The organism is Kitasatospora cinereorecta (assembly GCF_024172095.1).
GTDB classification, from domain to species: domain Bacteria; phylum Actinomycetota; class Actinomycetes; order Streptomycetales; family Streptomycetaceae; genus Kitasatospora; species Kitasatospora cinereorecta.
The window spans coordinates 751,397-777,986 of the sequence record NZ_JAMZDX010000005.1; the positions used below are offsets into that span (position 1 = coordinate 751,397).

General features: G+C 73.0%; 26 protein-coding genes. 5 read left to right on the plus strand and 21 right to left on the minus strand.

Going from position 1 to position 26,590, the window contains the following annotated elements; all coding sequences use genetic code 11:
* Positions 1–21 precede the first annotated feature (21 nt).
* The 14 genes from FHR36_RS29000 to FHR36_RS29060 form a co-directional block, all read right to left on the minus strand.
* A complete protein-coding gene (locus FHR36_RS29000; RefSeq protein WP_253801830.1) occupies positions 22–279 on the minus strand; it encodes a hypothetical protein in 258 nt (85 codons plus the stop codon).
* Between the two features lie 192 nt (positions 280–471).
* On the minus strand, positions 472–1,278 hold the full coding sequence (gene trpA, locus FHR36_RS29005) for a tryptophan synthase subunit alpha (RefSeq protein WP_253801832.1): 807 nt from the start codon (positions 1,276–1,278) through the stop codon (positions 472–474).
* A 2-nt stretch (positions 1,279–1,280) separates the two neighbouring features.
* Positions 1,281–2,510, minus strand: a complete 1,230-nt coding sequence (gene trpB / locus FHR36_RS29010; RefSeq protein ID WP_253801834.1) for a tryptophan synthase subunit beta — start codon at positions 2,508–2,510, stop codon at positions 1,281–1,283.
* Positions 2,511–2,559: 49 nt separating this feature from the next.
* Positions 2,560–2,709, minus strand: a complete 150-nt coding sequence (gene trpM, locus FHR36_RS40390) for a tryptophan biosynthesis modulator TrpM (protein ID WP_380230711.1) — start codon at positions 2,707–2,709, stop codon at positions 2,560–2,562.
* Between the two features lie 8 nt (positions 2,710–2,717).
* Positions 2,718–3,530, minus strand: a complete 813-nt coding sequence (trpC, locus tag FHR36_RS29015; RefSeq protein ID WP_253801835.1) for an indole-3-glycerol phosphate synthase TrpC — start codon at positions 3,528–3,530, stop codon at positions 2,718–2,720.
* Positions 3,531–3,745: 215 nt separating this feature from the next.
* Positions 3,746–4,189 carry a DUF2752 domain-containing protein gene (locus tag FHR36_RS29020; RefSeq protein ID WP_253801837.1) on the minus strand — a complete coding sequence of 148 codons (444 nt, stop codon included), beginning with the start codon at positions 4,187–4,189 and terminating at the stop codon, positions 3,746–3,748.
* Positions 4,190–4,277: 88 nt separating this feature from the next.
* Positions 4,278–4,526, minus strand: a complete 249-nt coding sequence (locus FHR36_RS29025; RefSeq protein ID WP_253801839.1) for an HGxxPAAW family protein — start codon at positions 4,524–4,526, stop codon at positions 4,278–4,280.
* Positions 4,527–4,706: 180 nt separating this feature from the next.
* On the minus strand, positions 4,707–5,300 hold the full coding sequence (locus FHR36_RS29030; RefSeq protein ID WP_253801841.1) for a TIGR02234 family membrane protein: 594 nt from the start codon (positions 5,298–5,300) through the stop codon (positions 4,707–4,709).
* A 52-nt stretch (positions 5,301–5,352) separates the two neighbouring features.
* Entirely contained in the window at positions 5,353–6,867 is a 1,515-nt protein-coding gene (locus FHR36_RS29035; protein WP_253801843.1) for an anthranilate synthase component I, read from the minus strand.
* Between the two features lie 44 nt (positions 6,868–6,911).
* Positions 6,912–7,307 carry a phosphoribosyl-AMP cyclohydrolase gene (hisI, locus tag FHR36_RS29040; protein WP_253801845.1) on the minus strand — a complete coding sequence of 132 codons (396 nt, stop codon included), beginning with the start codon at positions 7,305–7,307 and terminating at the stop codon, positions 6,912–6,914.
* Between the two features lie 39 nt (positions 7,308–7,346).
* On the minus strand, positions 7,347–7,982 hold the full coding sequence (locus tag FHR36_RS29045; protein ID WP_253801847.1) for a hypothetical protein: 636 nt from the start codon (positions 7,980–7,982) through the stop codon (positions 7,347–7,349).
* Positions 7,983–8,126: 144 nt separating this feature from the next.
* On the minus strand, positions 8,127–8,381 hold the full coding sequence (locus FHR36_RS29050; RefSeq protein WP_253801849.1) for a MafI family immunity protein: 255 nt from the start codon (positions 8,379–8,381) through the stop codon (positions 8,127–8,129).
* Positions 8,381–15,541: a polymorphic toxin-type HINT domain-containing protein gene (locus FHR36_RS29055; protein WP_253801851.1), complete on the minus strand. Its 7,161-nt coding sequence runs from the start codon at positions 15,539–15,541 to the stop codon at positions 8,381–8,383. The genes FHR36_RS29050 and FHR36_RS29055 overlap by 1 nt, the downstream gene beginning before the upstream one ends.
* Positions 15,542–15,931: 390 nt before the next feature.
* Positions 15,932–16,408 (minus strand): hypothetical protein, encoded by a 477-nt coding sequence (locus FHR36_RS29060; protein ID WP_253801853.1) that lies wholly within the window; start codon positions 16,406–16,408, stop codon positions 15,932–15,934.
* A gap of 97 nt (positions 16,409–16,505) precedes the next feature.
* On the opposite strand from FHR36_RS29060, the gene FHR36_RS29065 reads away from it, so the two are divergent.
* From FHR36_RS29065 to FHR36_RS29075, 3 genes are read left to right on the plus strand one after another with little or no spacing between them, the layout of a single operon-like run.
* Positions 16,506–19,796 carry a hypothetical protein gene (locus tag FHR36_RS29065; RefSeq protein WP_253801855.1) on the plus strand — a complete coding sequence of 1,097 codons (3,291 nt, stop codon included), beginning with the start codon at positions 16,506–16,508 and terminating at the stop codon, positions 19,794–19,796.
* Positions 19,797–19,846: 50 nt separating this feature from the next.
* Entirely contained in the window at positions 19,847–20,167 is a 321-nt protein-coding gene (locus tag FHR36_RS29070; RefSeq protein ID WP_253801857.1) for an MTH1187 family thiamine-binding protein, read from the plus strand.
* Between the two features lie 57 nt (positions 20,168–20,224).
* On the plus strand, positions 20,225–20,734 hold the full coding sequence (locus tag FHR36_RS29075) for a hypothetical protein (protein WP_253801858.1): 510 nt from the start codon (positions 20,225–20,227) through the stop codon (positions 20,732–20,734).
* Here FHR36_RS29075 and FHR36_RS29080 read toward each other — a convergent pair whose 3' ends face one another.
* Positions 20,735–21,427, minus strand: coding sequence for an ester cyclase (locus FHR36_RS29080; RefSeq protein ID WP_253801860.1), 693 nt, complete (start codon positions 21,425–21,427; stop codon positions 20,735–20,737).
* Between the two features lie 112 nt (positions 21,428–21,539).
* Here FHR36_RS29080 and FHR36_RS29085 point away from each other — a divergent pair, with 112 nt between their 5' ends.
* Both FHR36_RS29085 and FHR36_RS29090 read left to right on the plus strand, forming a co-directional pair.
* Positions 21,540–22,184 (plus strand): TIGR03085 family metal-binding protein, encoded by a 645-nt coding sequence (locus FHR36_RS29085; protein WP_253801863.1) that lies wholly within the window; start codon positions 21,540–21,542, stop codon positions 22,182–22,184.
* Between the two features lie 146 nt (positions 22,185–22,330).
* Positions 22,331–23,107, plus strand: coding sequence for a VOC family protein (locus FHR36_RS29090; protein WP_253801865.1), 777 nt, complete (start codon positions 22,331–22,333; stop codon positions 23,105–23,107).
* Between the two features lie 118 nt (positions 23,108–23,225).
* Here FHR36_RS29090 and hisF read toward each other — a convergent pair whose 3' ends face one another.
* From hisF to hisB, 6 genes are read right to left on the minus strand one after another with little or no spacing between them, the layout of a single operon-like run.
* A complete protein-coding gene (gene hisF, locus FHR36_RS29095; protein WP_253801867.1) occupies positions 23,226–23,999 on the minus strand; it encodes an imidazole glycerol phosphate synthase subunit HisF in 774 nt (257 codons plus the stop codon).
* Entirely contained in the window at positions 23,996–24,442 is a 447-nt protein-coding gene (locus FHR36_RS29100) for a RidA family protein (protein WP_253801869.1), read from the minus strand. Before FHR36_RS29100 ends, hisF begins: the two co-directional genes overlap by 4 nt.
* On the minus strand, positions 24,439–25,164 hold the full coding sequence (priA, locus tag FHR36_RS29105; RefSeq protein WP_253801871.1) for a bifunctional 1-(5-phosphoribosyl)-5-((5-phosphoribosylamino)methylideneamino)imidazole-4-carboxamide isomerase/phosphoribosylanthranilate isomerase PriA: 726 nt from the start codon (positions 25,162–25,164) through the stop codon (positions 24,439–24,441). The genes FHR36_RS29100 and priA overlap by 4 nt, the downstream gene beginning before the upstream one ends.
* A 19-nt stretch (positions 25,165–25,183) precedes the next feature.
* A complete protein-coding gene (gene hisH, locus FHR36_RS29110; RefSeq protein ID WP_253801873.1) occupies positions 25,184–25,819 on the minus strand; it encodes an imidazole glycerol phosphate synthase subunit HisH in 636 nt (211 codons plus the stop codon).
* A 23-nt stretch (positions 25,820–25,842) separates the two neighbouring features.
* On the minus strand, positions 25,843–25,995 hold the full coding sequence (locus FHR36_RS29115) for a hypothetical protein (protein ID WP_253801875.1): 153 nt from the start codon (positions 25,993–25,995) through the stop codon (positions 25,843–25,845).
* A complete protein-coding gene (gene hisB, locus FHR36_RS29120; RefSeq protein WP_253801877.1) occupies positions 25,992–26,585 on the minus strand; it encodes an imidazoleglycerol-phosphate dehydratase HisB in 594 nt (197 codons plus the stop codon). The genes FHR36_RS29115 and hisB overlap by 4 nt, the downstream gene beginning before the upstream one ends.
* Positions 26,586–26,590 lie beyond the last annotated feature (5 nt).

Below are 26,590 nucleotides of genomic sequence, written 5' to 3' on the forward strand. Positions count from 1 at the left end.
GTCGAATGTCCGATTCTTCGGTCAGCGCGGAGCGTGCTCGCACCGGGACGCCGCGACCACCCGCCCGAGCGGCGGCCGACCCGCCGGCTGCGAGCGGTCGGCGTGCGCATCGGCGGCCAGCCGGGCCACCCGGTCGCACATGGACGCGTTCTGCTCGACCCGCTGCGCGCCCCCTCTGGCCAGCGCGTTCTCCACCGCGCTCTCCGCCCCGAACGCCGCCCCCAGCGCGAGTGCGGCCGCCGCCGCCCGGAGCAGGACGGAGCGCTGGAGGTACGGCACGGGCGACCCTTTTCGTCGGCGAACTGTTCCACCCGGTCAACGCGTCCCACCCGCCGGTGATGCGTCCCGCGTTCGCTTTTCACCCGTTCGGGGCCGTTCGGCGCCGCCGGCACCCCGGACACGCCGACGGCCCGCCGCTCCGCTCCCTTGCGGGTGCGGGGCGGCGGGCCGTCGGACGGCGGGCCGGGTCGGTCAGCGGCGGACGCCGGCCGCCAGGTCGGCGGCGAGGGCGCGGACGGCCGCCAGGCCGGCCTCCTCGTCCCCGTCCGCGTCCAGGATCCGCTGGACGAACGCCGAGCCGACGATGACGCCGTCGGCGAAGCCGGCCACCTCCGCGGCCTGGGTGGCGTTGGAGACGCCGAGGCCGACGCAGACCGGCAGGTCGGTGGTGGCGCGGGTACGGGCCACCAGGTCCTCGGCGAGGTTGCCCACGGCCGCCCGGGTGCCGGTGACGCCCATCACCGCGGCGGCGTAGACGAAGCCGGACCCGGCCGCGGTGACCTCCGCGAGGCGCTGGTCCTTGCTGCTCGGGGCGACCACGAAGACGGTGTCGAGGCCGTGCTCGCCCGCCGCCTTGCGCCACTCGTCGGACTCCTCGACCGGCAGGTCGGGCAGGATGCAGCCGGCGCCCCCGGCGGCGGCCAGGTCGGCGGCGAAGCGCGCGACACCGTACCGGTCGACCGGGTTCCAGTAGGTCATCACCAGCACCGGCGCGGACGGGTGGGCGGCCGCCACCTCGGCGACCGTCCGCAGCACGTCCTTGATCCGGACGCCGCCGCGCAGCGCGATGTCGTCCGCGGTCTGGATGGTGGCGCCGTCCAGCACCGGGTCGGAGTGCGGCAGGCCGACCTCGACCACGTCGCAGCCGCCCTCGATCAGCGCGTCGATCGCGCGGATCCCGCCGTCGACGGTCGGGAAACCGGCCGGCAGGTAGCCGATCAGCGCCGCCCGGCCCTCGGCCCTGGCGGCGGCCAGCGTCTCACTGAGCTTCGAGGCCATCGTCACTTCCCCCCGTCGGTGTCGTACAGGCCGAAGTACTCGGCGGCGGTGTGCATGTCCTTGTCGCCGCGGCCGGAGAGCGAGACCAGGATGGTCGCCTCCGGGCCGAGCTCGCGGCCGAGTTCCAGGGCGCCGGCCAGCGCGTGGGCGCTCTCGATGGCCGGGATGATGCCCTCGGTGCGGGAGAGCAGGCGCAGCGCCTGCATCGCGGCGTCGTCGGTGACCGGCCGGTACTCGGCGCGGCCGGTGTCCTTCAGCCAGGCGTGCTCGGGGCCGACGCCGGGGTAGTCCAGGCCGGCCGAGATCGAGTGGGACTCGATGGTCTGGCCGTCCTCGTCCTGCAGCACGTAGGTGCGCGAGCCGTGCAGCACGCCGGGGTCGCCCTTGGTGAGGGTGGCCGCGTGCTTGGGGGTCTCGGCACCCTCGCCGGCCGCCTCGCAGCCGATCAGGCGCACGCCCGCGTCGGGGATGAACTCGTGGAAGATGCCCATCGCGTTGGAGCCGCCGCCGACGCAGGCGACCACCGCGTCCGGCAGCCGGCCGGTGCGGTCCAGCACCTGCTGCCGGGCCTCCACGCCGATCACCCGGTGGAAGTCCCGGACCATCATCGGGAAGGGGTGCGGGCCGGCCACGGTGCCGAACAGGTAGTGGGTGGAGTCCACATTGGCGACCCAGTCGCGGAACGCCTCGTTGATGGCGTCCTTGAGGGTACGGCTGCCGGACTTCACCGCGACGACCTCGGCGCCGAGCATCCGCATCCGGGCGACGTTCAGCGCCTGCCGCTGGGTGTCGACCTCACCCATGTAGATGGTGCAGTCGAAGCCGAACAGCGCGCAGGCGGTGGCGGTGGCCACGCCGTGCTGGCCGGCGCCGGTCTCGGCGATGATCCGGGTCTTGCCCATCCGCTTGGTGAGCAGGGCCTGGCCCAGCACGTTGTTGATCTTGTGCGAGCCGGTGTGGTTGAGGTCCTCGCGCTTGAGCAGCACGCGCGCGCCGCCGGCCTCGGCGGAGAAGCGGTGGACGTCGGTCAGCGGGCTGGGCCGGCCGGTGTAGTCCTTCAGCAGGGCGTCGAGCTCGGCGGTGAAGGCCGGGTCGGTCTTGGCCTTCTCGTACTCCTCGGCGACCTGCTCCACGGCGGCGACCAGCGCCTCCGGGATGAACCGGCCGCCGTACGCGCCGAAGTAGCCGCGGGCGTCGGGCACCTGGGCGCCCGAGGGATCGTTCTGGGACATGCGTGTCCTCGGTGGTGTGATGGCGTGCGATGACGGGAGGGAACGGCGCTCAGCCGTGCGTCCTGCGCCATCGCCGCCCGGGGACCTGCCCGGGCTCGCAGCCGATCACGTAGCGCACCCGCCGCCCGAGCACCCGGCGTGCGGGCGCGCGGCAGCCGCGCGGGCGGCAGCCGGGGGCGAGACGGGCGGCGAGGGACACGGCTGCGGTCAGCTCCGTCCGGGGTTGCGCAGCGCCGGGTGGGCGCCGGCGGCGACCAGGTCCGCCACCGCGGTCTTCGGGTCCTTGCCGGTCACCAGGGACTCGCCGACCAGCACCGCGTCGGCGCCCTGGTTGGCGTAGGTGATCAGGTCGTGCGGGCCGCGGACACCGGACTCGGCCACCTTGACGATGCCGGCCGGGATCGCGTCCACCACGTTGCCGAAGGTGTTGCGGTCGACCTCGAGGGTCTTCAGGTTGCGGGCGTTGACCCCGATGATCCGCGCGCCGGCGTCGACCGCGCGGGCGATCTCCTCCTCGTCGTGGACCTCGACCAGCGGGGTGAGTCCGATCGACTCGGCCCGCTCGATCAGCGAGACCAGCGCAGGCTGGTCCAGGGCCGCGACGATCAGCAGCGCGAGGTCGGCGCCGTGGGCGCGGGCCTCCCAGAGCTGGTACGCCGTGACGATGAAGTCCTTGCGCAGGATCGGGGTGTCGACCGCGGCGCGGACCGCGTCGAGGTCGGCGAGCGAACCGCCGAAGCGGCGCTGCTCGGTCAGCACGCTGATCGCGGCGGCACCGCCGGCGGCGTAGTCGGTGGCCAGGCCGGCCGGATCGGCGATCGCCGCCAGCGCACCCTTGGACGGGCTGGAACGCTTGACCTCACAGATCACCCGGACACCGTCGCCGCGCAGGGCGGCCACGCCGTCCTTCGCCACGGGCGCCTTGGCGGCGAGCTCCTTGAGCTCGTCCAGGGAGACCCGGGCCTGTCGCTCGGCGAGGTCCTCTCGAACCCCGACGATGATCTCGTCGAGAACACTCACAGGGTGGCCCCCATCATTTCTGCTGGTGGAGCCGGGGCGCGGCAGTGCCCGTCCCGGCCTTGCAGGCGGTCAAGGCCATGGGGAGCGCGTCGCCCATCCGGTGAGGATCATGCGGCGGGACGCTCCCGTCGGCCCTTCGATGGTATCGGCCGCGGGGGGCGCGCAGCGCATCCGCCCGGCGCGCGTCTCGCCCAGCGGACGGCGATAAGCGCCGGTCACACCACCGGCGGCGCCAGTCCGGCCCCCGCCGGAAGGTTCCTGACCACCATGAACAGGCCCAGCACCACCACCAGCAGCACCGTCTGCCGCAGCCCGATCCGCATCCTGGGCACCGGGGCGCCGGTCAGCGCCGCCCACGCCCAGCGCAGCCACAGGAAGGCCACCACGAACGCCAGCACCAGGACCAGCAGGTTGTCGTGCCCGGCCGTGGTCAGGTCGCCGCGGGTCAGCGCGTGCACACAGCGCAGCCCGCCGCAGCCCGGGCACCACCAGCCGGTCGCCTGCAGCACCGGGCAGACCGGGTAGTGGCCGGGGCTGTTCGGGTCGACCATCGCGACGTACACGGTCGGCGCGGCGACCGCCGCCAGCGCGGCCAGCGGACGGCCCAGCCGCGACGCCGGGCCCTTCTGCCCCGGGGCCGGGGTGGCGGGAGCGTTCACGCAGCCGATTGTGCCCGTCTTCGGGCGCGTTCACCCGAAACGCCGAACGGCGGGCGTTTCGCGCCCGCCGTCCACCACTGTTCCGGGGTCAGCCCGCGGCGACCGGGGTGCGCTCCTCGGCGACGGCCGCCGGGGCGTGCACCGTGGTCTGCTTGCCCATGCCGGCCATCGCCATCATCTTGCCGACCACGAGACCGGCCACCACGACCACGAGACCCGCCACCACGACGAGGGGGCTGGGGATGATCATGGCAACGCCGCTGATGCAGAAGCCGACGAAGGCGATGGTCACGCCGGTCCAGTTCGCGGGGTTGTGGCCGTGCGCTGCTCGCGACATCTGATGGTGCTCCTTGCTGCTCCGGGGCCCGCCCGGGCTGCCGGGAGGCGCTCGACGGGTTGACGCAATCCATTGTGCCGGGCCACAGACCCGAGCCCCAAGCGGGGGGCCCGCTGCAACCGGTGAGATCCTCGTCTCGGTTTCCGCCCCCGGAATCGGCGGGCGGGACCGGTGGCGGGATCAGCCCGCGGATCCGGCGGTCGGGTCCTCACCGCGGTCCAGCGCCTTCCACAGGTCCACCGGGGACTCGGCCCGCGCCTTCGCCGACGCCGCCGCCCGGGACGGCGCCTCGTACCGGCTGCCCATCGCCGGCCAACCGCGACCGAACCGGACGGTCAGCACCCCCGCCAGCGCCAGCAGCACACCGCCGGCCAGCGCCACCCACGGCCACCCGGTCCGGGTGATCTGCTCCGCCTGGGCACCGGTCAGCGCCAGCTTGTGTGCCGCCTCGGCGTCCAGCCCCGCGGTGTCGCCCGCGCCGAGCAGCGCCCCGGCCGCCGCGCCGAGACCGGCCAGGACGCCCAGCACGCCCACCGCGAGCCGGGCCCGGCCGCGCACCGCGAACACCGCGACCGCCGCCGCCAGACCCACCAGCGCCATCCCGCCCGGCAGCCCGGTCAGCTCGCTCCCGGTCGCGGCGATCTCCAGCCGCCCGCCGTCCAGCCCGGTCACCACCCCCTCCGCCCACGTCCGCCCGACGGACGTCAGCACCAGCACGGCACCGAGGGCGGTCAGCAGCAGCATCAGGGCGAGGGAACGGCGGTTGTTCGTCACCCGTCCACTATCCCCGACCCGACACCGGACCCCGCACGCGGGCCAGGGGCGGCTATGCCGGGGCGCGGAGGGTGTTCGCGGTGGCGACGGCGCGGAGGACGGCGGCGGCCTTGTTGCGGCACTCGGTGTCCTCGGCGTGCGGGTCGGAGTCGGCGACGACACCCGCGCCGGCCTGCACGTACGCCGTACGGTCGCGGATGACCGCGGTGCGGATCGCGATGGCGGTGTCGGAGTCCCCGGCGAAGTCCAGGTAGCCGACGCAGCCGCCGTACAGCCCGCGGCGGGTGGGCTCCAGCTCCTCGATGATCTGCATCGCCCGCGGCTTGGGCGCGCCGGAGAGGGTGCCGGCCGGGAAGCAGGCGGTGAGCACGTCCAGCGCGCTGCGGCCCTCGGTGACCCTGCCGGTCACCGTGGAGACGATGTGCATGACGTGGCTGTAGCGCTCGATCTCCATGAAGTCGACCACCTCGACCGAGCCGGGCTCGCAGACCCGGCCGAGGTCGTTGCGGCCCAGGTCGACCAGCATCAGGTGCTCGGCCCGCTCCTTGGGGTCGGCGAGCAGTTCGGCGGCGAGTTCGGCGTCCTCGTGCGGGGTGGCGCCGCGGTGCCGGGTGCCGGCGATCGGGTGCAGCATCGCCTCGCCCTCGGTGACCTTGACCAGGGCCTCGGGGCTGGAGCCGACCACGTCGAACCCGCCCTCCGCGCCGCCGTCGGGGCCGGGGAAGCGGAAGAGGTACATGTACGGGCTGGGGTTGGTGGTGCGCAGCACCCGGTAGACGTCGAGCGCGGAGGCGGGGCAGGGCGCCTCGAACCGCTGCGAGGGCACCACCTGGAAGGCCTCGCCGGCCCGGATCCGCTCCTTCACCACCTCGACCGCCGCCCGGTAGGGCTCGCCGCCGAACGGGGAGACGGCGTCGGCGGCAGTCGGGGTGAAGGTGGCGAGGCCGGGGTCGACCGGCTTGAGCAGGTCGGCCTCCATCGCGTCGAGGCGGCCGACCGCGTCCGCGTAAGCCTCCTCCACGCCGGTGGCCAGGTCGTTGTGGTTGACCGCGTTGGCGATCAGCAGCACGGTGCCGTCGGCGTGGTCGAGGACGGCGAGGTCGGTGGCGAGCAGCAGGGTGAGCTCGGGAAGCTTGAGGTCGTCGGGGGTGAGGTTCGGCAGCTTCTCGAGCCGGCGGACCACGTCGTAGCCGAGGTAGCCGACCAGGCCGCCGGTGAGCGGCGGCAGGCCGTCGTCGGCGTGCCGGGGGGTGTGCAGGGCGGCGAGCGCGGCCCGCAGCACCTCCAGCGGGTCGCCGGTGGCGGGGATGCCGACGGGCGGCTCGCCGAGCCAGCGGGCGCCGCCCTGCTCGTCGACGGTCAGTACGGCGCCGCTGCGCACGCCGACGAAGGAGTAGCGGGACCAGCTGCGGCCCTGCTCGGCGGATTCCAGCAGGAAGGTGCCGGGGCGTTCGGCGGCGAGGCTGCGGTAGACGCCGATGGGCGTGAGCCCGTCCGCGAGGAGCCGTCGGGTGACCGGGATGACCCGGGTGTCGGCGGCGAGTGTGCGGAAGGCCTCAAGGTCCATGGCGGGCAGCACCGTTCGGTCGAGCGGGTGGATGTGAGGACAGGTTAGCGAGCGACCGGGCCGGTGATCGGCAGCACGTCGGCGTCGAAGCAGGTCCGGTCGCCGGTGTGGCAGGCGGCGCCGGTCTGGTCGACCTTGACCAGGACGGTGTCGCCGTCGCAGTCGAGCGCGACGCTCTTCACCTGCTGGACGTGCCCGGAGGTGTCGCCCTTGACCCAGTACTCGTTGCGGCTGCGGCTCCAGTAGGTGCAGCGGCCGGTGGTGAGGGTGCGGTGCAGCGCCTCGTCGTCCATCCAGCCGAGCATCAGCACCTCGCCGGTGTCGTACTGCTGGGCGACGGCGGGGACCAGCCCGTCCTCGGTGCGCTTGAGGCGGGCGGCGATCGCCGGGTCGAGGTTGGTGCTGCCGGGGACGGCGGGGGCGGCGGGAGTGGTGGACATGCGGTCATTCTCGCAGCTCCGACCGCGCCCCTCGTGCCCCTAGCCGACGTGTGCGGACGCGTTTTCGGCCCCGACCAGCTGCTGGAGCAGCTCGCGGTCGGTCTCCCGCATCCGGAGGACCTTCGCGCCGTCGGCGGTGCCCAGCTGCACCACGGCCGGGAATCCCATCCGGTCGGCCAGCGGGTTGGCCCGGGCCGTCCCGGTCGACACCCGGTACGGGCCCCGCAGCTCCACGGCCGGCCGTCCCGTCCGCTTCCACGCCATCCGCACGGCGCCGCCGTCCACGGCCGGGAGCAGGAGCGCCCCCGACTCGACCGGGTCCACCAGGATCGCGCGGACGTGCACCCCGGTACCCGCCCGGACCGCCGCCAGGTCGTCCTCCGTCGAGTGCTGGGCAGCCACACCGAGCCGCCGCGCGAGCCGGTCCCCCCACCCGCTCCGGTACCCGGCCGACGGCCTGGTCCCGGCGACCGCGGGCAGCCAGCCGGCCGGCACCATCGCCTTGACGAGGCCCGCCACCACCAGCGCGACCGGCACGGAGACGAGCCAGCCGAGCAGTCGGCCCCCCGCCTGCTGCTCGGCGTCGCCGCCCGCGAGCGCCGCACCGGCCTCCCCCAGCAGCAGGACGAGAGCGGCGGTCACCACGACCACCAGCACGAGCAGGCGACTCTTCATGTCGATTCCTCAGGAGACGTGCGCCGGGAGCCCGGCGTCGCAGGAGATCATGCCGCGCCCGGGCCGATCCGTGCCAGCCCGGACAAGGCAGGGGCCCCACCGGACGGTTGTCCGGTGGGGCCCTGGGGTCAGGGACGGGTGCCCCTATTCGCCGGTGTTCAGTTCCTCGATCTGCTCGACCCGTTCGGGCGGCAGTGCCAGGACTCGACCCAGCTCCTGGATCAGGCCCACCTCGGCCGAGCTGAGCGGCTGCTCCGCGTCGGCCAGGAGATCACAGAGGGTCTCCAGTCCGATCTCGGCCTCGTTCGCCTCCACGTAGGAGAGCAGGATCTCCACCATGGATGCCGGGACGTGCGTCGAGAGCATGGCGGCCAGTTCGCGCAGTCTGTCGTCGATCATCAACATGCTCCAGGGTCCGGGAAGGCGGTGATGATCCCCCTGCCCAAGGGTTCCACGGCGACACGGATGCACACTCCGTTACGTACACCGAACACCCTGAACTTCGCGGGGTTGCCCGCGCGGGTGAGGGCAGCGCCTCCTGGGCCGCCGTCCAGCCAACGAGAATTCACATCCGTGGCGATGTCGGAGACGTGTTCCATGATGTCGTCCGCGGACCACGACTCGGGGAAGGTCGACTTGCCGGGGTTTCCGGGTGCCATGTGGCCACCGCTCCAGGACCCGTCGGCCTTCTGCCCGCCGTAGAGGATGTGGTGCGTGGCCTGCTCACTCGCCAGGTTCGTACGGCCGGGCGAAGCCTGGAGGTTCGCGTCGCTCGTGGTTCCCTGGCTGTCGACCGTGAAGCGCGCACAGGTGCTGTTGTGCACGAGCACCGGGGTGGCGCCCGCCAGCACGTAGTACGTGTGGAGCTGGTCGACGGTGAGGTTGTAGGCGGTCCGGTCGGCGGTGCGGTAGTTGTGCACCGACGCGACCGTGACGAGCCGGCCGTCCGAGGCGAGCAGCTGGTCGCCGGGCTCGACGTCGGCGGCGTTGGTCCACCGCTTGGTGGTGGCGTCCCAGAACGGGTGGTGCTGGGTGGAGGTGAGGGTGCTGGTCCCACCGGTCGGCGGGGCGCGGGGCCCGGCCGCGGCCGAGAGGACCAGCTCCGTGAACTCCTGGTCGTTCGGGGTGACGATGGTGGCCGTCACCTGCTTGGACGCCGTCGTCCCCGTCTGCGGGTCGGTCGCGGCGACCTGGTCACCGATGGCGACCTGGTCGATCGCCTTGGTGGTGCCGTCGGCCAGGAGGACCTGGGTGCCCGCCGGGAAGCTGTTCTTGCACCCCGGGTTCCCGCTCTCGTTGCTCGGCCGGGCGGCCTTGGCCTTGGAGGTGGGTTCCTTGGTGGTGGGCTCCGAGGTGCGAGGACCCGTGGAGGCTGCCTTGCCGGCGTCCTGTTCGAGTGCCGCCGCGGCCTTTCCGGCACCGAGGGCCGCCACTGCGGTCGCCCCGAGGGCCAGTCCGCCTTCGGCGGCGGCTCCCATGGCTGCTCCGGCCACGGCGGCCGACAGGCTGCCGACCTCCATGCCGCCGGCGAAGCCTTCGGCGGCGGCGACGAGGACACCCGCGCACGCGCCGCCCGAGGCGACGATGCACGCGGCCGCGCCGACGACCACCGCGGTGACGACCATGGCGGCGATGACCGGGTGGTCCTCGACGGCCTTGACGACGGTGTGGACGGCGCTCTTCGCCTTGCACTTCAGCCAGCCGCTGAAGCCGCCGCACTTCTTCTTGCCGCTGTCGTGGCTGCCGCCACCACCGCCGCCACCACCACCGCCGCCTCCGCCGCCTCCGCCGTCACCGCTGTTGCCGGTGTCGGTGCCGGCGGTTCCGTTGGTGGTCGTGATCGGCTGCGAGGTCGACGGTCCGCCGGTCGTGCAGTTGGAGGAGGTGGGGTTGGCGTTGCAGTAGTCGGCGAGTCGTCCGTCGCTGACGGAGACCAGGCCGCTGGCGTCGCTGCTGTTCAGCGGGTCGTTGCCGCTGTAGGCATAGCCGTTCCACTGCTGGGGGTTGCCCTCGGCCAGGAGCGGGTCCGGGTTGAGGAACCGCCCGTGGACGGGGTCGTACTCACGGGCACCGAGGTTGGTGAGCCCCGTGGCGTCGTCCTGGGTGCCGCCGACGAACCCCTTGTCACCGGCCCAGCTGCCCGGCGCGGGCTGGGTGCCGCGCTGGTTGCCGAACGGGTCGGTCGGGCGCCGGGTGACCGTCTGCGCGGCATCGGTGCCGATCTGGACGCCGTTGGTGCCGTGCGGGTCGGACGCCTGGTAGACCAGCTGACCGCCACCGGTGGCCGCGGTGACCCGGGTGATGGTGATGCCACCCGAGCCGGCGTAGTACCGGACGTCGGTCATCGACCCGTTGGGCACGGACGTGTCGAGCGTCAGCTCGTCCGTACCGAGGTTGAGCGTGGTCTTGCCGGGGTCGCGGCGGAGCAGCTGGTTGCCGTCCGCGTCGTACAGGTACGAGGTGCCCTGGCTCTGACCGGTCCTGCTGACGGAGTCGAGCTTGTCCTCCCCGTTCCAGCTGAGCGTGGTGGTACCGGTGGTGTCGGTGACGCTGGTGGTGTTGCCCATCGCGTCGTACTGGTAGCCGGTCGCCACCGTGCCGGACGCCGACTTCGTCGAGGTCGACACCAGCGCGTGCGGGCCACCCGTGCCGCCGCCCGTGTTCGGCGCGCCGGTCTTGGTGTTGACCGTGCCCGCGGGGTTGAAGGTCTGGGTGGTGGTGACGTCGTTGGCGGTCCTGCCGGTGGTGTCGTGCTGCACCAGCGAGGTGCGGTTGCCGGTGACGTCGTAGGAGTACGTCTGCCAGTACGGCGCCGGGCCGCCCACGCTCGGCGTGGTGCCGTTCATCGCCGGGCCGCCGGCGTTGTTGCAGCCGCCGACGCCGGGGACGGACGGGGCCGCCTTGGTGGAGGTGCCGGCCGTGTCGGTCCAGGCGTTGGTGACGCGGCCGAGGTGGTCGTAGGTGAAGCACTGCAGGTCGGTCGCCGAGGCGTTCTGCAGGTCCTTCACCGAGGTCAGCCGGCCGGCCGGGTTGTAGGTGTAGCTGAACTGGTCGAGCGAGGTGGTGCCGGTCTGGCGGTCCAGGAAGGAGCTCACCAGCCGTCCGGTGGCCCAGTCGTAGTTCTGGGTGGAGACGACCTGGTTGCCCCAGTCGCCCACGGTGGTGCGGGTCGGCCGCCCCATCGCGTCGTACTGGACGTCCGTGACCAGGGTGGAGTTGCCGCCGGAGGCGATCAGCAGGCCGGTGGTGGAGTAGAGGTAGTCCACCTCCTCGGCGGGCAGGCCGCCCACCGCCGGCAGGTTGGTGTGGTCCAGCGCGCCGAGCACCGGCGTGTAGGTGTTGCTCGAGGTGTAGGTGCCACCGAGAGCGCCCTCGCCGGTCGGACCGCCGGGGACGGTCACGCTCGTGCCCAGCACCCGGTACATCGCGTCGTACCCGGTCACGGCCTGGGTGTAGGCCTTGCCCGTGGCCGCGCCACCCACGTAGCGGGTGGAGGAGGCGGCCATGCCCCTGCCGTTCGGCACGGTGTCGTACGACCAGCCCGCGAGCTGGTTCGCCGCGGAGACGCTCCCGTTGTACAGACCGGTCTTCCGCCCCAGCACGTCGTACGAGTACGCCAGCGTGTTGCCCTTGGCGTCCGTGGTCGACGCGACCCGGGAGTTGGCGTCGAACGTGGTGGTGACGGTGCCGGTGTCGGGGTCGGTCACCGAGGTCTGGCGCCCGCGCAGGTCGTGCGTGTAGCTCCAGGTGTTGCCGGCGGCGTCCTTCCTGGTCAGCGGCTGACCGGCCGCGGTGTACGCGTACGTGGTGACGTCCGCGTCGGCCGCGACACCGGTCGGAGAACTGCCGTGGTACTGCCACAACTGGGTGGTGCGGCCGCGCGCGTCGGTGACCGTGCTGGTGGGCGTACCGCCCTGCGGCGGCGTGACGTCGACGCGGTCCGCGCCCGGGTAGGCGGTGGTGGAGACCCACTGCTGCTGGGCGTAGGACATGAACGCGTCGGTGACCGTGCGGCCCATGCCGTCGTAGGTGATCCAGTCCTGGGCCGGGACCTGCGAGTCCTGCGGACCGTAGACCGTCCCGTTCGGCTGGTTCGCGCTGTCGAAGTACGCCGCGGACTTCTTGACCACCCAGCCGTGCGAGTCGTAGACCCGGTCGGTGATCAGGCGGCCGGCGCCAGCGGTCGCCGGGGTGGCCTGGGTCTGACGCAGTCGGCCCAGACCGTCGTACAGCTCGTTCTGGGTCTGGTAGCTGCCGTCCTCGTTGATCGCCTGCGAGGTGACCACGGTCGGCGCGGTGACACCGTTGATCGCGTACGAGAACTTGTAGTTCGGACTCAGGTTGGTCGCCCGGTCCGGCTGCCACACCGCGGTCAGCCGCCCGAGGGCGTCGTACTGCTTGGTGCCGGCGTTGCCGTTCGCATCGGTGTACACCAGCGGGACGCTGCGTCCCGGATCGATCGTCTGCGAGGTGGCCCAGGACGCCCCCATCGGGCCGGTGAGCGTGACCTTGGTCGGGATCGCCCCGGTCGCCGGCGTGAACGCCGTCTGCTGGGTGACACCGTCCGGGCCCGCCGCCGAGGTCACCCGGCCGTAGCCGTCGAACGCGGACGAGGCCAGTTGCACGAACTGCGGGGTGCCGGAGCCGTCGTAGGAGTCGACCGCCCAGGTGCTGGTCGGGTCCGTCGTACCGCCGGCCTGGCCGAAGGCCTTGCCGTCGTAGAAGGTCCGCGTGTCCTTCAGCGTGTTGTCGGCGTTCGGAGTGGTCCCGCAGGGGCCCGCGACGACCTTCTCCTCCGAGGTGAGCGTGCGGATCAGCGGGTTGCTGCTGGTCGCGTAGCTCGTGGTGGTGCAGATCTCCGGAGCGTCGGCGGTGCCGTCGCCCTTGTCGTCCTCCTGGAACGGGCGGTTGCCGTTGTTCGGGTCGAAGCTCGTCACCGAACTCGTGCTCCGCCACGTCCCGTTGGACAGCTTCGTCCAGGACGACGCCGTGGTGCCGGTGCTCTGGTAGCGCGCCACCAGGTCCGGCATGCCGTTCTGCTGCTTGTGCGTCGCCGTCACCACGTCGTTCGACGTGACGGTGGACGACGCCGTCTGCACCGACCCGCCGGCCCGGTCGAAGCCCTGCGTGCCGAGCACGCTGCCCGTACGCCACTTGTCGTCCGTCACCGTGACCGGGTTCGCGCCCGGGTACGGGGTGAACGAGGCCGAGACGCTGCGCGTGCTGCCGTTGGCGAGGTAGTCGCCGTTCATGCCGCGCAGGTAGGTGACGGTGCCCTGGGTCTTGGGCGCCTCGCCGGCGTTGCCGCTGCCGGTGGTCGTGGTGACCGTCTGGTAGCCGCGGAAGTCGTCCCAGGTGCGCACCTTGGGGTCGGTGAACTCACCGTCGTTGCGGTGCCAGGCGGCGCCGCCGCCGTAGGTGTAGTCGGTCGACTTGGTGAGCGTGGTGCCGGTGACGGCGTCCTGCTCGGTGACGGCGGTGACCAGGTACTTGTTGAACCAGTCGTTGACCGGGTCGGTGGCCGACTGGCCGGGCAGGTACCAGTGGACGGGCATGCAGGCCATGGTGTTGCCGTCCTCGGAGGACGGCATCCGGTTGTTGACCCGCGAGCACTCCGGGTCGGCGTAGACCACGTTGATCTGGCCGCCGGTCTCGGTGGTGATCTGCTGGATCCGCGGACGGTTGAACGCCGGCTGGGCCGGGGTCAGGCCGTCCACGCGGTTGGCCAGTTCACGCGCGGTGAAGGAGACCGCGGGCAGAGAGATCGCCGGCTGCCCGTTGGTCGCGGTCCGCACGATCGAGGAGAGCCACAGCGACGGCTTGGTGCCGTCACCCGGGTCCGGGAAAGTGTGCTTCAGCTCCCACGAGTCCACGCCCCGGTACGCGCTGTCGACCAGGACCTGGGTCTCGATCTTCGACAGCATCAGCGGCGACCAGAAGGTCGGCGAGTAGTTGGTGCAGGTACCCGTCGACGGGCAGTCCTGGTCCAGCGGGCTGTCCGGCCAGTTGGACTGGTTGGCCTTGGTCCGCTGCGCGGTGGTGCAGGTCACCGAACCCGAGGCCGTGCACCGCTCGGCGGTGGTGAACAGCACCTTCGCCGCCGGCTTCACGCCGCCGTTCGCGGCGAGCTGCTCCGGCAGGCGCTGGCCGTAGGCGATCTGGGTGACCTCTGCGGAGCGGACGTACGCGGTCAGCGTGCCGCTGCCGTTGTTCTGACCGCCGCCGCGCGCGTAGTAGTTGAGGTCCTGCTGGTAGCTGTAGGTGATCAGGTTCTGGTGCGTGTCCACGACGTAGTCGAGGTTCCAGCGCCAACCCTCCTGGCACCACGAACCGTTGCCCTTGGCGGAGTCGTAGCAGTCGTCCCCGCTCTTCGGCGAGTACACCGGGACGTACTCGACCGAGTTCGTCGCCGGGTCGCTGTGGTTGCCGCCCGGCAGGTGGTTCTGGCCGAAGTAGTACTGGATGCCGTTCGACGTGGTCACCCGCCAGTACTCACCGCCCCGGGCCTCGTTGGCCGCACCGGTCAGCTGCTCGACCTTCGAACCGTCGTCACCCTGCAGATGCCAGGCGCCGGTCGTGTCGTCGTGCACCAGCGTGCCCGAGTGGCCCCCCAGGCTGAGCGAGGCGTTCTGGCCGCCCCAGCAGGTGTCACCCGACCCCGTGATGCCGTCCTTGTCGCAGGACCGGTAGGAGCGCTCGATGAAGCCCGGCTGGTAGTCCCAGCCCTCACCGACCCAGGACGCCTGCGCGTTCTGCGCCGACGTCTTGCCGTCCACCATCGACGAGTCGTAGCCCAGCGAGAGGGCGGGGCCGGCGCCACCGATCGAGGCGGGCGTCGGGATCGGGTACGAGTACGTGAAGTTGCCCACGTTCGAACCCGAACCCCACGCCGCCGAGGAGGACAGCGGCGAAGCCGTGTAGCCACCCATCGGGCCGCTCGCCGCGGTGGTCGCGGCCAGCACGGTCGCGGCCGAGGTGGCCGCCGCCTGGACGAACGACGCCTGGACCGCTCGGCCTTCGGAACCTGCCGGCAGCGCGGCCCCGTTCACCGTGGACGCCGCCGGCAGCGTGACCTGCGCGGTCAGCACACCGGTCTTCGGGTCCACGTTCGACGCCACCGGTGTCTGCTTCTGGCACTCCGCGCGGTCCGGCGTCGTCAACGCACAGGCAGGCAACTCCACCAGCCGCGCGCGGTCCGCCCAACCGGCGCCCTGAAGCGTCTTCAGGTCGAGCGCCACCTTCACGCTGCGCTGCTCGGACGAGGTGTCGGCATCGGTCAGCGCCACGACCGGACCGGTCACACCGGCGGCCTTGCCCTGGTCCGCGCCCGCCATGTCGACGCGCACCGAGCGCACCGGGTCGTGGTCGCCCTGCGCCACCTTCACCGGCAGCCGACCGGCCTGCACCGGCGCGGCGTCCGGCAGCGCGACCGTCGCCGAACCGGCCGGAGCCGCCGCCACCGGCGCGGCGGGCTTCCACTCGCCCGGCACCTGGAACTTCGGCGCCGGCAGCTTGCCCGGCTTCACATCCTTGCCCTTGACCGGCTTCTGACCGGTCAAGGGCGTTCCGGGCGACCACACCTTCCCGTGCGGTCGCACCGCAGCCCACGCCTCGACGGACGGAGCCACGATCAGAGTTGTCAGAACGGACAAGAAGGCTATGAAGGACACCCAAGGATGTCCCCCTCTCCGCCATCTCGCCAGCGGCGTTCGGATACGCCACGCCCCCATGGGTTCTCCAATGAATTAATCGACAAACAGTCACATGATCATGACGACTGCCGAGGAGGACCCTAGCGTGGGGCCGATCCGCTGCACACGGCGCACCGGTCCGGAACGGAGCCTGTAGTTCGCTCACCGCCTGATTGCTTGAGATATCACCCGTGTCGGCATACTTCGCACCGGATTTGACTGTGGCTCACGGCTGTTTCCCGCTTCCTGCGACGGGCTTCAGGGGCGGGGGCTCTCGCAGCCGCCCGGCCAGACCACCTGGACGTACAGCCCGGCGCGTTCGGCCGCCTCGACCACGCGGGCGGCCGGGCAGTCGGGGGTGCCGTCCCAGACCGCGATCAGTTCCTCGACCATCGAGACCAGGGCGCCGCAGGTGTCGTCGCCGAGCCCGCCGACCTCCAGCGGGGCGAGCCGGTGCACGGCGTTCGCCTCGTTGAGCAGCCGCTGCCGGGTGCGGCTGCAGCCGGGGCCGCCGAAGGCGCCGATCCGGCCGGCGGTGGCCGAGACGATGGCCTCGATCTTCCCGCCGTGGTCCAGCACCGCCTGCGCGAACCAGCGCTCCGGCCCCTCGGCCAGCGTGCCGATGCCGACCAGGTCGTACGCGCCGTAGGAGGTGACCAGACGCCAGAGCTCGCCCCGGATGAGCATCTCGGAGATCTCGGAGAGCCCCTCGTGCCCGACGATTCCGACTCGCATGAAAAATCGACCCCTCAAACCCGGGTCGTGCCGTCCTCAGGGTACTACCGGGAAAACCCGGTGCGGCCGGGCCTCCCGGCGGGCAGAATCCCCGCCGATGCCTCTGCTCCTTGCCGACCGGCTGCTCGCGGCCGTCGATCCGCTGCCCCATCCGCTCCGGCTGCGGGAGGTGGCCCGCACCGCGGCCGCCCTCGAATCCGCCGAACTCACCGATCTGCTGGCCGACCTGGCCGACCACGGACCGTACGGTCGGCGGCTCGCCGCGCTGGCGGCGTTCGCCGGACGGCACACCGCACACCTCGCCGAGCGGCTCACCGACCCGGACCGGGTGGTCCGCCGATACGCCCACCGGGCGGTGCGCACCCTGCCGGTCCCGGACGCCGCCGTCGAGCGGGCGGTGCTCACCGCCCCGACCGCGGTCCGGGCCGAGCTGCTGCACGCCGTCCTGGGCTCCGGACGCGGCGCGCTGGCCGAGCGACTGGTACCGGCCCTGCGGGAGCGCGGGTCCGCCGCCGAGGCGACCCGGCTGCTGCCGCTCTGCTCGGCCCCGTTCGTGGCCCGCGAGCTGCCGGGCCTGGCGCACGCGGTGACCTTCTCCGGCTCGCTCGGCCACCGCCACCCCGACGCCGTCCTGGACGCCGCCGAGGGCCTGCTCGCCGACCTGCCGTACGGCCTGCGGACGGCGTTCTGGGGGTGGCACGCCCGCGGTCTGGCGGCGGCCGCCGCCCACCGGCCCGTCCGGGTGCTGGAGCTGCTGGAGCGCTACCCCGTCCGCCGGCTCCCCCGCCCGGTGCGCGACCGGCTCGGCGACCTCGCCGCGGCCGACCCGGCGCGGACGCTGCGGCTGCTGCACGCCGTCGGCTGGACCCGGCACGACCCGCCGCTGCGCCGCTCGGCGCTGCGGCGGCTGGTCGAGGCCCGGCCCGAGGGGCTGGTCGAGTTCGCCGGGCAGTTTCACCAGGATCGCGAGCCGCTGCTGCGCCTCCTGCCCCCGGGGCGGCGGACCGCCTTCTTCGACGAGCTGGCCACGCCCGACGCCGTCCGGCTCGGCATGTACTCCGACCTTCTCGTGCTGCTGCCCTTGGCCGAGCGGCAGGAGCGGGCCCGCGCCGCGCTGGCGGCCGACGCCGAGCAGACCCACCTGCTCATCCTGCTCCCGGTCGCCGAGACGCGATCGAAGATACTGGCGGAGGCCCACGCCTCCAACGCCTGGGAACGCGGCTGGGCCTGGTCCCAGCTGGTCCGCCAGGCCGTCCTCTCCGGGGAGCCGCAGGCCCTGACGGAGGCGCTCGACCTGCTGGCCCGGCTGCGCAACGAGCAGGACCTGGTCCGCGTGGACGCCCTGGAGGCGGTCGCCGCGGTCTCCCCCGCCCGCTTCGACGACAGCGCCGCCGCCCCGCTCGCCCGCCTGACCGAGGACGCGCTGACCGCCCGCGACTGCTCTCCGAGCACCCGCGCCGCGCTGGTCCGGCTCGCCGCGGCCGTGCTCGGCGCCCACGCCGAAGGATCGGCCCCCGCCCTGCTCGACTGGGCCGTCGCCACCCTGGAACGGACCGCCGGCGCGCCTCTGACCCTTCCCGCGGGCCGCGAGCCCGTAGTGCCTGCCGCCCTCCACCCGGCACTGGAGCGCTCCGCCGCCACCCGCGAGGCCCGGCTGCTGCTGGCGGTCGCCGACGCCCTCGGCCCGCGGGCGGCCCACGCGCCCGGCCTCGCCGCGCTGCTGGAGCGCGTCCTCACCGACGGCGGTGACACCGCCTTCGAGCGGGCCGCCGCCCACCTGCTGGCCGACCCCGCCACCCGCGCCGACCGGGTCGCCTTGCTGCTCGACCGAGAGCCGTCCGCCGAGGCACTGCCGGCCGTCCGCGCCGTGCTGACCCGGGTCCGCACCGACCTGCTCGACGCCGTACCGGCCGTCGCACCGGGCGCCTTGCGCCGCTTCGCCGCCGCACCGCCCGACCTGACCGCCGCCGACCGGCTGGTCCCCCGCCAGGTGGCAGCGGCCGCCGAACGGCTCGCCCGCACCGTCGAGGACCCGGCGCTGACCCCGGAGGAGCGCGCCGCCGCCCTGCGCACCGCCGCGCACCTCCCGGTCCACGGCACGGCCCTGCTGCGGCGGTACGCGGCCGGCCCGGACACCCTGCTCGCCGAGGCCGCGCTCACCGCCCTGCCCTGGACCGAGCACCCGGGCGAGGCCCTTCCCGTCCTGCTCGCCCACGCCGGTGACGACCGCGCCAGGGTCGGGATGTACGCGGCCGCCCGGGCCGCCCGCCACACCCCGGCCGAAGACCTCGCCGGCCCGCTCGGCCGGATCGCGCTCGACCCTTCCGCCAAGGTGACCAGCCGCAAGCAGGCCGTCCGGCTGCTCGCCGAGCACCTGCCACCGGCCCTGGCCGCCGAGCACCTGCGCGCCGCGTTCCGGGCGCCGGAGCAGTACCTGGACGTCCGGGTCGTCGTGGTGGAGCAGATCACCGCCCGGCTCGCCGACCTGCTGCTGTGGGACGTGCTGGACGAGGCGGCGAGCGGCCCGGGCGAGCTGCGCACGGCGGCGCTGGACGGGGTCCGCCCGCACGAGCTGCCCGCCGCGGCCCGTCCCCGCTACGCCGCCCTGGTCGCCCGGATGGCCACCGATCCGGACTTCACGACCGCGGCCACCGCAATGGGCCGGCTCGCCGACTGGGCGTGCCACGCCCCGCACGCGGTGACCGACCTCGCCGACCGGGTCACCGCGCTCGACCGGACCGAGGGCTGGTCCACGGCGGCCTCAGTGCTCTGCCGGATCGCCCTGTCCGACGCGCCGCACCCGCTCGGCGGCCTCGCTCCTGGCAGCGTCATGGCGCGAACCCTCGCCACGCTGCTCGCCGCGGTCGCCGCCGGGGAGGAGAGCCGCCCGGGCCGGGACCACCCGGCCCGTCGGCGGGTGGTCGCACTGCTCGGCGGCCTGTGGTCCTACGACCGGTCGGCCGAGGACCGCCGGGCCGTCGACCGGACCCTCGTCGGGATGCTCGCCGCCGTACCGGCCCTGCTGCCGCTCGCGGTCCACCGGTCGGTCCTGGCCATCGACCCGGCCGCGCCCGGCCTGAGCAGCGAACTCGCCCGGCTGGCCGACCTGGTGGCGGACCGGCCGGCCCTGGCCGTGGCCACCGCCGAACACCTGCGGTTCAACGTCGTCAACACGGTGGATCCCGAGCACGCCCTGGCCGCCGCCCGGCCGCTGGCCGCCGACGGCACGCTGGCCGGCGGGCTGTTCGCCGCCACGCTGACCGCCGCGGTCGGCCCGCGGACCCAGTGGTCGCCGGCCTGGCGCACCGTGCTGGCGGTGCTGCGCGACCACCCGCTCCCGGACGTCCGGGACGCGGCCTTCCAGCTCTGGCCCGACCCGGACCAGTGACGGACCGTAGGGTGGACCCGATCGACCGTCAGCAACGGGAGGCCGGGGAAATGATCGTCGCGTTTTCGGTGACACCGCTCGGGATCGGCGAGGACGTCGGGGAGGCGGTGGCCGCCGCGGTCAAGGTGGTGCGCGACAGCGGCCTGCCGAACCGGACCGACGCCATGTTCACCACCCTCGAGGGCGACTGGGACGAGGTGATGCCCGTCGTGCGGGCCGCGATCGAGGCGGTCAAGGCCCACAGCAACCGGGTCTCCACCGTCATCAAGATCGACGACCGGGTCGGGGTCACCGGTGGCCTGACCGCCAAGGTCGCCTCCGTCGAGCGCCACCTGGCCGCACTGGAGGACCGGGGACCGGCAAACCGCTGACGGCGGGCCCGGACGCCCGCCACAATGGCGGTCGGCGAGTCGAGGGGGGTGGTCGCGGTGCAGCCGCGACGGGTGATGGCGACCGTGCTCACCGTGCTGGTCCTGGTGGCCGGGGCGGCGCTGTGGCTGTGGCCGGACGCACGCAAGCACCGGGCGGCCGCGCCGCCGCCGGCGCCGAGCAGTGCGGCGCCCTCCCCCAGCCCGTCCACGGCGCTGCCGTACCCGTACTTCACGCCGGGCACCTGCTTCGACCACCCGCAGCTCAGCGAGGTGATCACCAAGGCCGAGGAGCGCCCCTGCGAGCAGCCCCACGACGGCGAGGCGATCGCCGACGTGGTGCTGCCGGACGGTCTGACCAGCGACACCCAGATCGGCCGCGCGCTGCGCGACCTGTGCAAGGCCCCGCTGGCCGACCGGGAGCAGCGCCAGGGCGGCGGCGGGCCGTACTTCGGCTTCCCGCTCGGGCCGTACCTGCAGTACTACCAGCAGGGGATGCGCCAGGCGACGTGCACGATGACGGTCAGCAACCAGCAGCACGGCCGGAAGCTGTCGGGCCACCTGACCTGATCACATCCGGATCAGGCCGAGCTGCTTCATCAGGCCCGCGTTGTCGTACTGCCACCACGCCTCCCGGAGCATCCCGTCCTGGAAGCGCATGGTGGTGATGCCGGTCATCTCCACCACCTTGTCGGTGGCGAGCAGGTCCATGAACTCGCCGGTGTGCTTGCCGGTCATGCTCCAGCGGCAACAGACCGTGTCGCCGTCGGCCATCATGTGCTCGACGGTCATCCGGAAGTCGAACCCGGTCTTCCACATCCGCATCACCCGCCGGAGGTCCTCGCGGCTGGCACTCTGCCGCGGCGCGGCCGGGTCGTGGTCGCGGTAGTCCTCGGCCACGAACTCGTCGAGCCCGGCCTCGTCCGGACCGTTGGCGATCTCGAAGAAGCGGGTCGCGAGCAGTTTGTTCAGCTGCTCGTCGCGGACCACGTCGAGGTTGGTGAAGGTGGGCGGCTCGTCGCAGAGCGCCACCATCTCGCGGAAGACGCGGTCGGTCTCCGGCAGGTCGGAGTTGCGCATCGCCTCCTCGTAGGAGGGGAACTCGACGATCTCGACGACGTGCCGCAGGTTCTCCCGGTCGGTGCCGACGATCGAGCGGGCGGCGGTCCGCCGGCCCTTGGTCTGTTCGACCCAGGTGTCCATCAGGCTGTTGAGCGCGTCCACCTGGTCGGTCTTGCAGTCGACGATCTGGACAAACGTCATGGCGTACTCCCGGCGGCCCCCTCGGCCTCGACCGTCCGCATTGCCCGTACCGTCGCCTTCCACGATCCCCCGCCCCTGCCGGGCCGACAAGGCGAGCCCTATCGTGAGCGCCATGTCGACGTATGCGAGGGCCGAGCGCGAGCGGCTCGCCGATCTGCTGGCGGCCGCCGGGCCGGACGCCGGAACACTGTGCGCGGGCTGGTCCACCCGCGACCTGGCCGCCCACCTGGTGGTCCGGGAACGCCGGATGGACGCCGCCGCCGGGATCAGGGTCAAGCCGCTGGCCGGCTGGACCGAGCGGGTGCAGGGCCGCTACGCGGCGCGGCCGTACGAGGAGCTGCTGCGCGCCTTCCGGTCCGGGCCGCCGGCGCTGTCGCCGTTCGCGCTGCCGGGGGCGGACGAGGCGGCGAACCTGGTCGAGTACTTCGTCCACGCCGAGGACGTCCGCCGGGCCAAGGCCGACTGGTCCGGCGCGCCCGCGGACCTCGAACCCGGCCTGGTGGAGGCGCTGTGGAAGCGGCTGCCGATGGTGGCCCGGTTCGGCAGCGAGGCCAGGCCGCCGCTGCGCCTGGAGCTGGCCCGGCCCGAGGGCGCCGTGGTGACCGTCGCCCACCGCACCGCGCCGACCGTCCGGGTCACCGGCCGGCCGGGCGAGCTGGTGCTGTTCGCGTACGGGCGCGGAGCGCGCACCGAGGTGGTGGCCGAGGGCGCGCCGGAGGCGGTGGCGGCGCTCGCGGAGGTGCTCCCGCTGCCCTGATCCGGCGGACGGCCCGAGTTGTCAGTGCGGTGTGCCAGCCTGACGATGGCCCGGGAACGTGCCGCGCGTCACACCGGTGGCGCGCGGCCGCTCCGTGGTGTCCTCGTCGTGTCACTGTCCCGCCCGCCGTCCGAAGGAGCACGTGCATGCCCACCTCCGACTACAAGACCGGCTCCCCCTGCTGGGTCGACCTCGGCAGCCCCGACACCGCCGCCGCCACCGCCTTCTACGAGGCCGTCTTCGGCTGGTCGTTCCAGTCGGCCGGTCCGGACGCCGGCGGGTACGGCTTCTTCCAGCAGGACGGCGAGACGGTCGCCGCGATCGGCCCGCTGACCGAGGGCGGCGCGGCCTCCGCCTGGACGGTCTACTTCTCCACCCCCGACGCGAACGCCACCGCCAAGGGCGTCGAGCAGGCCGGCGGCACCGTCCGGGTCCCCCCGATGGACGTCATGGCGGCCGGCTGGATGGCCCAGTTCACCGACCCGACCGGCGGCGAGTTCGCGATCTGGCAGCCCGGTGAGGTCAAGGGCCTGGACCAGGTCGCCGCGGACAACTCGTTCCTGTGGGCGGAGCTGCACACCGCCGACCAGCCGGCCGCGATCGCCTTCTACCAGGCGCTGTTCGGCTGGCGCACCGCCGGCTCGGACGTCCCGGGGATGGACTACACGATCCTGATGACCGCCGAGGGCGACGACCCGCGCGAGGCCGGCTTCGGCGGCGTGGCCGACGTCCACCCGGGCCTGAACGCCGGCTGGCTGCTCTACTTCGCCGTCGCCGACGTCGACGCGACGGTCGCCGCCGCGGGCGCCGCCGGCGGGTCGGTGGTCATGCCGGCCGAGGACGTGCCCAACGTCGGGCGCCTCGCGATCCTGGTGGACCCGTTCGGGGCGCAGTTCGCGGTGATGAAGCCGGCGCCGATGTAATCCTCGTCCTCAGGGTCATCACCGTCAGGGGCTCGGGGAACTGCGAGGCCCGCCCCGTGGTTGGCGCACTTTGCTGGTATGGCCAATCCCGGGGCGGGCCTCGCAGTTCCCCGAGCCCCTAAAGACGCACTGCGTGCCCCGTGCTTCGCAGGGAGTCCTTGACCTGCCCGATCGTCAGATCCCCGAAGTGGAACACGCTGGCCGCCAGCACGGCGTCCGCGCCGGCGTCGACCGCGGGGGCGAAGTCGGCGAGCTTGCCGGCGCCGCCGGAGGCGATGACGGGGATCGAGACGGCCTTGCGGGCGGCCCGGATCATTTCCAGGTCGTAGCCGTCCTTGGTGCCGTCGGCGTCCATCGAGTTGAGCAGGATCTCCCCCGCGCCGAGCTCGGCCGCCCGGGCGGCCCACTCGATCGCGTCCAGGCCGGTGCCCTGGCGGCCGCCGTGGGTGGTGACCTCGAAGCCGGAGGGGGTGACGGTGCCCTCGGGGCAGCGGCGGGCGTCCACCGAGAGGACCAGCACCTGGCGGCCGAAGCGCTCGGCGATCTCGCGGATCAGCTCGGGCCGGGTGATGGCGGCGGTGTTGACGCCGACCTTGTCGGCGCCGGCCCGCAGCAGCTTGTTCACGTCGTCGACGGTCCGCACGCCGCCGCCGACGGTGAGCGGGATGAAGACCTGCTCGGCGGTGCGGCGGACCACGTCGTAGGTGGTCTCCCGGTCGCCGGAGGAGGCGGTGATGTCCAGGAAGGTCAACTCGTCGGCGCCCTGGGCGTCGTAGAGCTTGGCGAGTTCGACCGGGTCGCCGGCGTCGCGCAGGTTCTGGAAGTTGACGCCCTTGACCACCCGTCCGGCGTCCACGTCGAGACAGGGGATGACACGTACGGCGAGGGTCACGGCTGCTTGCTGCCTTCCGAGGTGCGGCTTTCCAACATGCTTGCGAGCCCGGGACGGTAGGCCTCGACCTCGACCTCGACCATCATCCGGGAGTCGACCAGGCCCTCCACGACGACCAGCGTGGTCACCGGGCGGACGGTGTCGAAGACCTGCTTGTGCGCCCGGCCGATCTCGTCGGAGTCGCGCACGTGGGTGATGTACATCCGGGTGCGGACCACGTCCGCCTCGGTCAGGCCGTAGTGGGCGAGCGCCTTGGCGGCGACCCCGAAGGCGGCGACGGCCTGCTCGTACGGGTCGCCCTCGTGCTGCACCATGCCGTTGTCGTACGCGGTGCAGCCGGCGACGAGGACGAAGTCCCCCGCCGCCACCGCCCGGGAGAACCCGTACTCGTCCTCCCACGGGGAGAAGCCGGAGACGCGAGCGGTGGCGGACGGTTCGGTCATCGGGACACAGCCTCCAGGGCCTCTTCGAGAGTGAACTTCTGCTCGTAGAGGGCCTTGCCCACAATGGAGCCCTCGACACCTTCGGGGACCAGCGTGGCGATGGCGCGCAGGTCGTCGAGGGACGACACGCCGCCGGAGGCGACAACGGGCTTGTCGGTGGCGGCGCAGACGTTGCGCAGCAGCTCCAGGTTGGGGCCGGTCAGGGTGCCGTCGCGGTTGACGTCGGTGACCACGTAGCGGGCGCAGCCCTCGGAGTCGAGGCGGGCGAGCACCTCGTAGAGGTCGCCGCCGTCGCGGGTCCAGCCGCGGCCGCGCAGGGTGGTGCCGACCACGTCGAGGCCGACGGCGATCTTGTCGCCGTGCTCGGCGATGACCTTGGCGACCCACTCGGGGGTCTCCAGGGCGGCGGTGCCGAGGTTGACCCGGGTGCAGCCGGTGGCGAGGGCGGCGGCCAGCGACGCGTCGTCGCGGATGCCGCCGGAGAGCTCGACCTTGATGTCGAGGCGGCCGGTGACCTCGGCCAGCAGCTCGCGGTTGGAGCCGGTGCCGAAGGCGGCGTCCAGGTCGACCAGGTGCAGCCACTCGGCGCCGGCGTTCTGCCAGGCGAGGGCGGCGGCCAGCGGCTCGCCGAAGGAGGTCTCGGTGCCGGAGGCGCCCTTGACCAGGCGGACGGCCTGGCCGTCGCGGACGTCGACGGCGGGCAGCAGTTCGAGGCGGCTCATCGATCCAACTCTCAGAAGATCAGAGGGTGTTGACCCAGTTGGTCAGCAGGGCGGCGCCGGCGTCGCCGGACTTCTCGGGGTGGAACTGGGTGGCCCACAGCGGCCCGTTCTCGACCGCGGCGACGAACGGCTGCCCGTGGGTGGCCCAGGTGACCAGCGGCGCGTTGATCCGGGCGCTGTGCACCTCCAGCTCCCAGTGGCGGACGCCGTAGGAGTGGACGAAGTAGAAGCGGGTCTCCGGGTCCATGCCGGCGAACATCCGGCTGCCCTCGGGGACGTCCACGGTGTTCCAGCCCATGTGCGGGACGATCGGGGCGTCCAGCGGCTCGACGGTGCCGGGCCACTCGTCGCAGCCGGCGGTCTCCACCCCGTGCTCGACGCCCTTCTCGAACAGGATCTGCATGCCGACGCAGATGCCGAGCACCGGACGGCCGCCGGAGAGCCGGCGGCCGATGATCCAGTCGCCGCGGACCTCCTTGAGCCCGCGCATGCAGGCCTCGAAGGCGCCGACGCCGGGGACGAGCAGTCCGTCCGCCTCCATGGCGGCCTGGAAGTCCGAGGTGACGGTGACGTTCGCCCCGGTGCGCTCGACGGCGCGCTGGGCGGAGCGGAGGTTGCCGGATCCGTAGTCGAGGACGACGACGTTCTTGGCCATGAGGGTGTACGGGTCCCGTCTCGTCAGAGGCGCATCACGCCGGCGCCCAGGCACATCACGGCGCCCAGGCCCAGTACGGCGATGACGCCCTTGGGCAGCTTCTGCTTCCAGAAGGAGATCACACCGCCGGCCAGGAAGAGACCGACGAAGATCAGCACGATGGCGGACTTGCTCACAGGGCACCCTTGGTCGACGGGAGGATTCCGGCCGCGCGCACGTCGCGCTCACTGGCGTAGCGCAGGGCGCGGGCCAGCGCCTTGAACTGGCACTCCACGATGTGGTGCGCGTTGCGCCCGTACGGCACGTGGACGTGCAGGGCTATCTGCGCCTGGGCCACGAAGGACTCCAGGATGTGCCGGGTCATCGTGGTGTCGTACGAGCCGATCATGGGGGCCATGTTCTCGGGCTCGGTGTGCACCAGGTACGGGCGGCCGGAGAGGTCCACGGTCACCTGGGCCAGCGACTCGTCCAGCGGGACGGTGCAGTTGCCGAAGCGGTAGATGCCCACCTTGTCGCCGAGCGCCTGCTTGAAGGCGGCGCCCAGCGCGAGGGCGGTGTCCTCGATGGTGTGGTGGGTGTCGATGTGCAGGTCGCCGTCGGTCTTCACGGTGAGGTCGAACAGACCGTGGCGGCCGAGCTGGTCGAGCATGTGGTCGAAGAAGCCGACGCCTGAGGAGATGTCGGTCTTGCCGGTGCCGTCGAGGTCGATCTCGACCAGGACCGAGGTCTCCTTGGTGGTGCGCTCAACGCGTCCGATACGGGACATACGCG

Coding starts and splice junctions, on each gene's coding strand:
- trpA (WP_253801832.1), bottom strand. CDS start 1,278: ATGGCCTCGAAGCTCAGTGAGACGCTGGCCGCCGCCAGGGCCGAGGGC.
- trpB (WP_253801834.1), bottom strand. CDS start 2,510: ATGTCCCAGAACGATCCCTCGGGCGCCCAGGTGCCCGACGCCCGCGGC.
- FHR36_RS29025 (WP_253801839.1), bottom strand. CDS start 4,526: ATGTCGCGAGCAGCGCACGGCCACAACCCCGCGAACTGGACCGGCGTG.
- FHR36_RS29035 (WP_253801843.1), bottom strand. CDS start 6,867: ATGGACCTTGAGGCCTTCCGCACACTCGCCGCCGACACCCGGGTCATC.
- hisI (WP_253801845.1), bottom strand. CDS start 7,307: ATGTCCACCACTCCCGCCGCCCCCGCCGTCCCCGGCAGCACCAACCTC.
- FHR36_RS29045 (WP_253801847.1), bottom strand. CDS start 7,982: ATGAAGAGTCGCCTGCTCGTGCTGGTGGTCGTGGTGACCGCCGCTCTC.
- FHR36_RS29050 (WP_253801849.1), bottom strand. CDS start 8,381: ATGATCGACGACAGACTGCGCGAACTGGCCGCCATGCTCTCGACGCAC.
- FHR36_RS29060 (WP_253801853.1), bottom strand. CDS start 16,408: ATGCGAGTCGGAATCGTCGGGCACGAGGGGCTCTCCGAGATCTCCGAG.
- FHR36_RS29065 (WP_253801855.1), top strand. CDS start 16,506: ATGCCTCTGCTCCTTGCCGACCGGCTGCTCGCGGCCGTCGATCCGCTG.
- FHR36_RS29070 (WP_253801857.1), top strand. CDS start 19,847: ATGATCGTCGCGTTTTCGGTGACACCGCTCGGGATCGGCGAGGACGTC.
- FHR36_RS29080 (WP_253801860.1), bottom strand. CDS start 21,427: ATGACGTTTGTCCAGATCGTCGACTGCAAGACCGACCAGGTGGACGCG.
- FHR36_RS29085 (WP_253801863.1), top strand. CDS start 21,540: ATGTCGACGTATGCGAGGGCCGAGCGCGAGCGGCTCGCCGATCTGCTG.
- FHR36_RS29090 (WP_253801865.1), top strand. CDS start 22,331: ATGCCCACCTCCGACTACAAGACCGGCTCCCCCTGCTGGGTCGACCTC.
- FHR36_RS29100 (WP_253801869.1), bottom strand. CDS start 24,442: ATGACCGAACCGTCCGCCACCGCTCGCGTCTCCGGCTTCTCCCCGTGG.
- priA (WP_253801871.1), bottom strand. CDS start 25,164: ATGAGCCGCCTCGAACTGCTGCCCGCCGTCGACGTCCGCGACGGCCAG.
- hisH (WP_253801873.1), bottom strand. CDS start 25,819: ATGGCCAAGAACGTCGTCGTCCTCGACTACGGATCCGGCAACCTCCGC.
- hisB (WP_253801877.1), bottom strand. CDS start 26,585: ATGTCCCGTATCGGACGCGTTGAGCGCACCACCAAGGAGACCTCGGTC.